This window comes from Streptomyces sp. SAS_272, from assembly GCF_052543235.1.
Window position 1 is genome coordinate 18,980 of the sequence record NZ_JBMNDR010000109.1, and the last position, 8,502, is coordinate 27,481.

Consider the following 8,502-nt stretch of genomic DNA (forward strand, 5'->3'; position numbering starts at 1 on the left):
GGTCGACACGTGTTCCGCCACGCGTCCCCCGGAAGCAGCAAGGCCGTCGCACGGCCGTGGCACCCGCCGCACCCGCCGTGGCCGGGCCCCGCCCCGCCGCCACACCCGTCCGCCCCGTGGACGCCCCTGACCATAAGGCCTCCGTCCCGGCTACCCTGACGGCGTGCGCGCTCCTCGGGAAGCCCCTGCTCCACGCATCCCGAGGTGACGTAAAGCCGACAGCCGTCGCATCTGAGGGAGCCCTTACATGGCCTCTGTGCCGCCGACCCCTTCCGCCGACAGCCGGACCCGTGTGTCCGCGCTCCGAGAGGCCCTGGCCACCCGAGTGGTGGTGGCCGACGGAGCCATGGGCACCATGCTCCAGGCCCAGGAGCCCACCCTCGAGGACTTCCAGGACCTCGAGGGCTGCAACGAGGTCCTCAACATCACCCGGCCCGACATCGTGCGCTCCGTGCACGAGGAGTACTTCGCCGTCGGCGTGGACTGCGTCGAGACCAACACCTTCGGCGCGAACCACTCCGCCATGGCCGAGTACGACATCGCCGACCGGGTGCACGAACTGTCCGAGGCCGGCGCCCGCATCGCCCGCGAGACCGCCGACGACTTCACCGCCCGCGACGGACGCACCCGCTGGGTCCTCGGCTCGATCGGCCCCGGCACCAAGCTGCCCACCCTCGGCCACATCGGCTACGGCACCCTGCGCGACGGCTTCCAGGCCAACGCCGAGGGCCTTCTCGCCGGCGGCGCCGACGCGCTGATCGTGGAGACCACCCAGGACCTGCTCCAGACCAAGTCGTCGATCCTGGGCGCCAAGCGCGCAATGGAGGCGACCGGCGTCGAGGTGCCCCTGCTGGTGTCCATGGCGTTCGAGACGACCGGCACCATGCTGCTCGGCTCCGAGATCGGCGCCGCGCTCACCGCGCTGGAGCCGCTCGGCATCGACCTGATCGGTCTGAACTGCTCCACCGGCCCCGCCGAGATGAGCGAGCACCTGCGCTACCTGGCCCGGCACTCCCGCACCCCGCTGCTGTGCATGCCGAACGCCGGACTGCCGATCCTCACCAAGGACGGCGCCCACTTCCCGCTGGACGCCGAAGGCCTGGCCGACGCCCAGGAGAACTTCGTCCGCGACTACGGGCTGAACCTCATCGGCGGCTGCTGCGGAACCACCCCCGAGCACCTGCGCCAGGTCGTCGAACGCGTCCGCGGCCTCGAGCCCGCCGAGCGCAGCCCCCGCCCCGAGCCCGGCGCCGCCTCCCTCTACCAGAGCGTGCCCTTCCGCCAGGACACCGCCTACCTGGCGATCGGCGAACGCACCAACGCCAACGGATCGAAGAAGTTCCGCGAGGCCATGCTGGCCGGCCGCTGGGACGACTGCGTGGAGATGGCCCGCGAGCAGATCCGTGAGGGCGCGCACCTGCTGGACCTGTGCGTGGACTACGTCGGCCGCGACGGCGTCGCCGACATGGAGGAACTCGCCGGCCGCTTCGCCACCGCCTCGACCCTGCCGATCGTCCTGGACTCCACCGAGGTCGAGGTCATCCGGGCCGGCCTGGAGAAGCTCGGCGGCCGCGCCGTGATCAACTCGGTGAACTACGAGGACGGCGACGGCCCCGAGTCCCGTTTCGCGAAGGTCACCAAGCTGGCCCAGGAGCACGGCGCGGCACTGATCGCGCTGACGATCGACGAGGTGGGCCAGGCCCGCACCCCCGAGAAGAAGGTCGAGATCGCCGAACGGCTCATCGCCGACCTGACCGGCAACTGGGGCATCCTCGAGTCGGACATCCTCATCGACACCCTGACCTTCACCATCTGCACCGGCCAGGAGGAGTCCCGCGGCGACGGCGTCGCCACCATCGAGGCGATCCGCGAGCTCAAGCGCCGTCACCCCGACGTGCAGACCACCCTCGGCCTGTCGAACATCTCCTTCGGCCTCAACCCGGCCGCCCGCATCCTGCTGAACTCCGTCTTCCTCGACGAGTGCGTCAAGGCCGGCCTGGACTCCGCGATCGTCCACGCCTCGAAGATCCTGCCCATCGCCCGCTTCAGCGAGGAGGAGGTGCAGACCGCCCTCGACCTGATCCACGACCGGCGGGCCGAGGGCTACGACCCCCTCCAAAAGCTCATGCAGCTCTTCGAGGGAGCCACCGCCAAGTCACTCAAGGCCGGCCGGGCCGAGGAACTGGCCGCACTCCCCCTGGAGGAGCGCCTCAAGCGGCGCATCATCGACGGCGAGCGCAACGGCCTCGAGGCCGACCTCGACGAGGCGCTGCAGAGCCGGCCCGCCCTCGACATCGTCAACGAGACCCTCCTGGACGGCATGAAGGTCGTCGGCGAGCTGTTCGGCTCCGGCCAGATGCAGCTGCCGTTCGTCCTGCAGTCCGCCGAGGTCATGAAGGCGGCCGTGGCCCATCTCGAGCCGCACATGGAGAAGTCCGACGACGACGGCAAGGGCACCATCGTGCTCGCCACGGTCCGCGGCGACGTCCACGACATCGGCAAGAACCTCGTCGACATCATCCTGTCCAACAACGGCTACAACGTCGTCAACCTCGGCATCAAGCAGCCGGTCTCCGCGATCCTGGACGCCGCCGCCGAGCACCGTGCGGACGTCATCGGCATGTCCGGCCTGCTGGTGAAGTCAACGGTGATCATGAAGGAGAACCTCGAGGAGCTCAACCAGCGCGGACTCGCGGCGGACTACCCGGTCATCCTCGGCGGCGCGGCACTGACCCGGGCCTACGTCGAGCAGGACCTGCACGAGATCTACGGGGGCGAGGTCCGCTACGCCCGCGACGCCTTCGAGGGCCTGCGCCTGATGGACGCCCTGATCGGCGTCAAGCGGGGCGTGCCCGGCGCGAAGCTGCCCGAACTCCGGCAGCGCCGGGTGCGCGCGAGCGCCGCTCCCGCCGAGGTCGAGGAGCGCCCCGAGGAGGGCCACGTCCGCTCCGACGTCGCCACCGACAACCCCGTGCCGAAGCCGCCCTTCGAGGGCACCCGCGTCATCAAGGGCATCCAGCTCAAGGAGTACGCCTCCTGGCTCGACGAGGGCGCCCTCTTCAAGGGCCAGTGGGGCCTCAAGCAGGCCCGCACCGGCGACGGACCGACCTACGAGGAACTCGTCGAGAGCGAGGGCCGGCCCAGGCTGCGCGGCCTGCTGGACAAGCTGCAGACCGACAACCTCCTCGAGGCCGCCGTGGTCTACGGCTACTTCCCCTGCGTCTCCAAGGACGACGACCTGATCATCCTGGACGAACGGGGCAACGAGCGGACCCGCTTCACCTTCCCCCGTCAGCGCCGCGGCCGCAGGCTGTGCCTGGCCGACTTCTTCCGCCCGGAGGAGTCGGGGGAGACCGACGTGGTCGGCCTGCAGGTCGTCACCGTCGGCTCGCGCATCGGCGAGGAGACGGCCAAGCTCTTCGCGTCGAACTCCTACCGCGACTACCTCGAGCTGCACGGCCTGTCCGTGCAGCTCGCCGAGGCCCTCGCCGAGTACTGGCACGCGCGCGTGCGCTCGGAACTCGGCTTCGCCGGCGAGGACCCGGCCGACGTCGAGGACATGTTCGCCCTGAAGTACCGCGGCGCCCGCTTCTCCCTCGGCTACGGCGCCTGCCCCGACCTGGAGGACCGCGCCAAGATCGCCGAGCTGCTCCAGCCCGAGCGGATCGGCGTCCACCTGTCCGAGGAGTTCCAGCTCCATCCCGAGCAGTCCACGGACGCCATCGTGATCCACCACCCCGAGGCGAAGTACTTCAACGCACGGTGACACGAGCGTGCCGTCCGGCACACTGATCCGATAAGTCGTACGCTGGTCGGTCCACTGCAGGCCGGTTCCCCACAGCGGGAACCGGCCTGCTCGTCCCTCAAGGAGGTACGCGGATGACCAGTACGGTTCCCGCGCCAGTAACCCGCACGGCCGAGGGCTCCGCCCTGCAGGCCGTGCTCCTCGACATGGACGGCACCCTGGTGGACACCGAGGGTTTCTGGTGGGACGTCGAGGTCGAGGTCTTCGGCGCGCTCGGACACACTCTCGACGACTCCTGGCGGCACGTCGTGGTCGGCGGCCCGATGAGCCGCAGCGCCGGGTTCCTGATCGAGGCGACCGGGGCCGACGTCACCGTCGGAGAACTCACCGTCCTGCTCAACGAAGGATTCGAGGACCGCATCAGCCGCGCACTGCCCCTGATGCCGGGTGCGGCCCGGCTGCTCGCCGAGCTGACCGAGCACGAGGTGCCCACGGCCCTGGTCTCCGCCTCCCACCGGCGCATCATCGACCGCGTCATCGCCTCGCTCGGCGTCGAGCACTTCCGCCTCAGCGTCGCCGGCGACGAGGTCGCCCACACCAAGCCGCATCCCGACCCCTACCTGCTCGCCGCCGCCGGACTCGGCGTGGACCCCACGAGATGCGCGGTCGTCGAGGACACCGCGACGGGCGTCGCCTCGGCGGAGGCCGCGGGCTGCCTGGTGGTCGCGGTGCCCTCGGTGGCGCCCATCACCCCCGCGTCCCGACGTACCGTCGTCTCCTCGCTCGAACAGGTCGACCTGTCTTTTCTGCGCGGCCTCATGCCGATCGACTGATCACCGCGACGACCATTCGTGATCGCCCGATGACGGAAATGCAGCGGCCTTCACCCAGCGTGCACCGCCGATAACCAGGAATTCGGCGGAGGCGCCGCACGCGGAATTCCGATCTTCACCGGCCGCTGCGGGACGGCCGAATTCCACCCGCTCCCGAACCCCCTCCGGCTGTGACGTTCCCCACCCGACCGGGGCTCGACACATGACTCTCCGTATGCATTTCGGCCCCGCCGGGGGCGTTCGCGGGTGCCCTTGTGTCCCGATTGGTAAGCGGCTGTACGAATCCTTCCGCGGACGGCTGTTCAGTGCGTCCACAGCCGGTCTCGCTGCGTGATGGGCTTTCAACTCCGGTGGCTGCGAACCCTCCTGCCGACGCGGACTAATCTCGTCGCGAGAACATCGCCTACCCCCGTGATCCGCAGCGCCACCCCTGCATGCCGGATACACGGACCGACAGCTCTGGAGAAACTCGAGCATGAACCGCAAGACTTTGGTGCTGCCGGCCGTGGTCGGTCTGCTCGCGCCCGTGCTCGCCGCCTGCGGAGGGTCCGACAGCGGCAGCGGCGGCGGCGACGCCATCGTCGTGGGCACCACCGACCGGTTCACCGCCACCAAGGACGCCCCGGCCCCGCTCGACCCGGCGTACTCCTACGACGTCGGCACCTGGAACATCCTGCGCCAGACCGTGCAGACCCTGATGATCCAGCCCAAGGGCGAGGGCGAGCCCGTCCCGGAGGCGGCCGAGAGCTGCGGCTTCACCGACACCGGCAACGAGCGCTACGCCTGCAAACTGCGCAGCGGCCTGCAGTTCGCCGACGGCGACGACGTCACGGCGAAGGACGTCAAGTTCTCCATCGACCGCGCCCGCGCCATCAAGGCCGACTCCGGTGTGTTCGCTCTCCTGTCGACCATCGACACCATCGAAACGCAGGGCGACAACGAAGTCATCTTCCATCTCAAGACCGCCGACGCCACCTTCCCCTTCAAGCTGTCGACCCCGGTCGCCGGCATCGTCAACCCCGACGACTACGACAAGGGCAAGCTGCGCGAAGGTTTCGCGGTCGATGGATCGGGCCCCTACATCCTCAGGGCCGACACCGACGGCGACGAGATGACCAAGGCCGTGTTCACCCGGAACCCCCACTACAAGGGGACGCTGAAGGTGAACAACGACGAGGTCGACATGGTGTCCTACAAGGACGCCGACGCCATGGGCACCGCCCTCGAAAAGGGCGACATCGACCTCATGACCCGCACCATGTCGCCGGAGCAGATCAAGAAGCTCTCCGAGGCGTCCGCCGGCGGAGACATCGACCTGGTCGAACTGAACGGCCTCGAGATCCGCTACCTCGCGTTCGACACCACGGACCCGGCAGTGAAGTCCAAGGCCGTCCGCCAGGCCATGGCCCAGATCATCAACCGCAACGAGCTCGTGTCCAAGGTGTACGGCTCCCAGGCCGAACCCCTCTACTCGCTCGTCCCGGCCAGCCTCACCGGTCACTCCAACTCGTTCGTCAACACCTACGGCGAGCCCAACGTCGGCAAGGCCAAGGCCCTGTTGGCCGACGCGGACATCACCAAGCCGGTGAAGCTGACGCTGAACTACACGACCGACCACTACGGTCCGGCCACCAAGCAGGAGTTCGAGGTGCTGCAGAAGCAGCTCAACGACAGCGGCCTGTTCGACGTCACCATCAAGGGCACCGCCTGGGACGCCTTCGTGCCGGCCGAGCGCAAGGGCGAGTACGCCGTCTACGGCATGGGCTGGTTCCCCGACTTCCCCGACGCCGACAACTTCGTCGCCCCGTTCCTCGACAAGGACAACTTCCTCAAGTCGCCCTACAGCAACGGCGACATCATCGACACCCTGATCCCGTCCTCCCGTCGCGAGGCCGACCGCCAGAGCGCCACGAAGAGCCTGACGGAGATCCAGGACATCGTCGCCAAGGACGTCCCGATCCTTCCGCTGTGGCAGGGCAAGCAGTACGTCGCCGCCAACAACGACGTCACGGGCACGGCGTACGCGCTCAACTCCTCCGCGACACTGCAGCTGTGGGAGCTCGGCCGCGGCGCGAGCGGCTGACGAGCTTCCTGCTCCCTCTCGCTGCTCCCTCTCCCTGCTCCCTGCCCGGGGCCCGGACCGCGGCCTCGGTGTGACGAGAACACGACGACAAGGCACTACGTGAACCTGCGCAACCAGTGGCCGGTCCTGCCGATCATGGCGGGGCTGGCCTCCGGCCTGTTGACCGGCTGCGGCACCCAGGGCGGGGGAGCGGGCGGCGACGGCTCCGCGGTGGTCCTCGGCATGTCCGACGAGGTGCTGGCCACGGACCCCGCATCCGGCTACGACCCCGGCTCCTGGCTGCTGTTCAACAACGTCTTCCAGTCGCTGCTGAGCTTCCCCAAGGGCGGCACCGAGCCCGAGCCGGACGCCGCCCGCGAGTGCCGTTTCACCGACGCTCGGACCCAGGTCTACAGCTGCACGCTGAAGGACGACCTGAAGTTCAGCAACGGCGACGACCTCACGTCGGAGGACGTCAAGTTCTCCTTCGACCGCACGCTGAAGATCAACGACGACGCGGGCCCGGCGATCATGTTCTCCACGCTCGCCGCGGTTGAGGCGCCCGACGCCAAGACCGTCGTCTTCAAGCTCAAGGCCCCCGACGCCACCTTCCCCAGCAAGATCGCCTCGGGCGCCGGCTCCATCGTCGACCACCGGCAGTACGACGCCGACGGCCTGCGCGAGGACGGCGAAGCCGTCGGGTCCGGCCCCTACACGCTCGACTCCTTCGGCGACGACGAAGCCGTCTTCTCCGTCAACGAGCACTACCGGGGCACCGCCACCGAAGCGCAGAACACCGGTGTCACCCTCAAGTTCTTCGCCGGTGACCAGAAGGCCCTCAAGCAGGCCCTGCTCGACGGCGACGTCGACATCGCCTACCGGGGCCTGACCGCCGCCGACATCGCCGACATCCAGCAGAGCGCGGACGCCCGCGCCGAGGTCGTCGAGGGCAGCAGCGCGGAAGTCCAGCACCTCGTCTTCAACATGGACGACCCGGTCGCCGGAAAGCTCGGCGTCCGGCGGGCCATCGCCCACCTCATCGACCGCGAAGCCCTCATCAAGAACGTCTACCAGGGCACCGCCGACCCGCTCTACTCGATCATCCCGGCCGGTATCGCGGGCCACAACACCGCCTTCTTCGACCGCTACGGCGCCCGGCCCTCCCGGACCGAGGCCGCCGCCGCCCTCGCCGCGGACGGCATCACCGACAAGGTGCAGCTCACCCTCTGGTCGACCCCGTCGCGCTACGGCCCGGCCACCGACCAGGAACTCAAGGCGGTCGCGGCCCAGCTCAACGCCAGCGGCCTGTTCGACGCCGACGTCAAGTCCGTCGCCTTCGGCCAGTACGAGAAGGACATCGCCGCCGGCAAGTACGGCGTCTACGTCAAGGGCTGGGTGCCCGACTACCCCGACGCCGACAACTTCACCTCGCCCTTCTTCGGCGAGGGGAACGTGCTGAGCAACCACTACACCGACAAGACGATCACCGGGACGCTCATCCCGCGCACCGCCGCACAGAGCGACCGCAGCGCCACCGACGCCGACTACGGCCGACTGCAGAACATCGTCGCCGCACAGGTGCCGGTCCTGCCTGTCTGGCAGGCCAAGCAGTACGCCGTCGTCGGCGAGAACGTCTACGGCCTGGAGAACTGCCTGGACGCCTCCACCGTGTTCCGCTTCTGGGAACTCAGCAAGAGCTGAGCCCCGGACCGCCCCGCCCGACGGGCCGGCGGACGACAGCGAAGGGCGCCCCCTGCCGGACAGGGCAGTTTCTAGCGGTCGTTGCAACACGTGGTCGGTGTGTCTAGGCCGCGAGCAGTTTAGACAGGCGCTCGGCTGGGGTTTCCCAGCCGAGCGTTTTG

The 8,502-nt window shown here is 69.1% G+C and carries 4 protein-coding genes; all 4 read left to right on the forward strand.

All coding sequences use genetic code 11. From position 1 onward, the window contains the following. Positions 1–247: 247 nt before the first annotated feature. Positions 248–3,766: a methionine synthase gene (gene metH / locus ACN6LD_RS37600; protein ID WP_319192760.1), complete on the forward strand. Its 3,519-nt coding sequence runs from the start codon at positions 248–250 to the stop codon at positions 3,764–3,766. Positions 3,767–3,879: 113 nt separating this feature from the next. Next, positions 3,880–4,578 carry an HAD family hydrolase gene (locus tag ACN6LD_RS37605; RefSeq protein ID WP_319192761.1) on the forward strand — a complete coding sequence of 233 codons (699 nt, stop codon included), beginning with the start codon at positions 3,880–3,882 and terminating at the stop codon, positions 4,576–4,578. Between the two features lie 475 nt (positions 4,579–5,053). Then, a complete protein-coding gene (locus tag ACN6LD_RS37610) occupies positions 5,054–6,661 on the forward strand; it encodes an ABC transporter substrate-binding protein (protein ID WP_319192762.1) in 1,608 nt (535 codons plus the stop codon). Between the two features lie 99 nt (positions 6,662–6,760). Further along, positions 6,761–8,341, forward strand: coding sequence for an ABC transporter substrate-binding protein (locus ACN6LD_RS37615; protein WP_445045503.1), 1,581 nt, complete (start codon positions 6,761–6,763; stop codon positions 8,339–8,341). Positions 8,342–8,502 lie beyond the last annotated feature (161 nt).

What these genes read in the sequence shown, in the direction of transcription:
- metH (WP_319192760.1), top strand. Translation starts at nt 248, where the DNA reads ATGGCCTCTGTGCCGCCGACCCCTTCCGCCGACAGCCGGACCCGTGTG.
- ACN6LD_RS37605 (WP_319192761.1), top strand. Translation starts at nt 3,880, where the DNA reads ATGACCAGTACGGTTCCCGCGCCAGTAACCCGCACGGCCGAGGGCTCC.
- ACN6LD_RS37610 (WP_319192762.1), top strand. Translation starts at nt 5,054, where the DNA reads ATGAACCGCAAGACTTTGGTGCTGCCGGCCGTGGTCGGTCTGCTCGCG.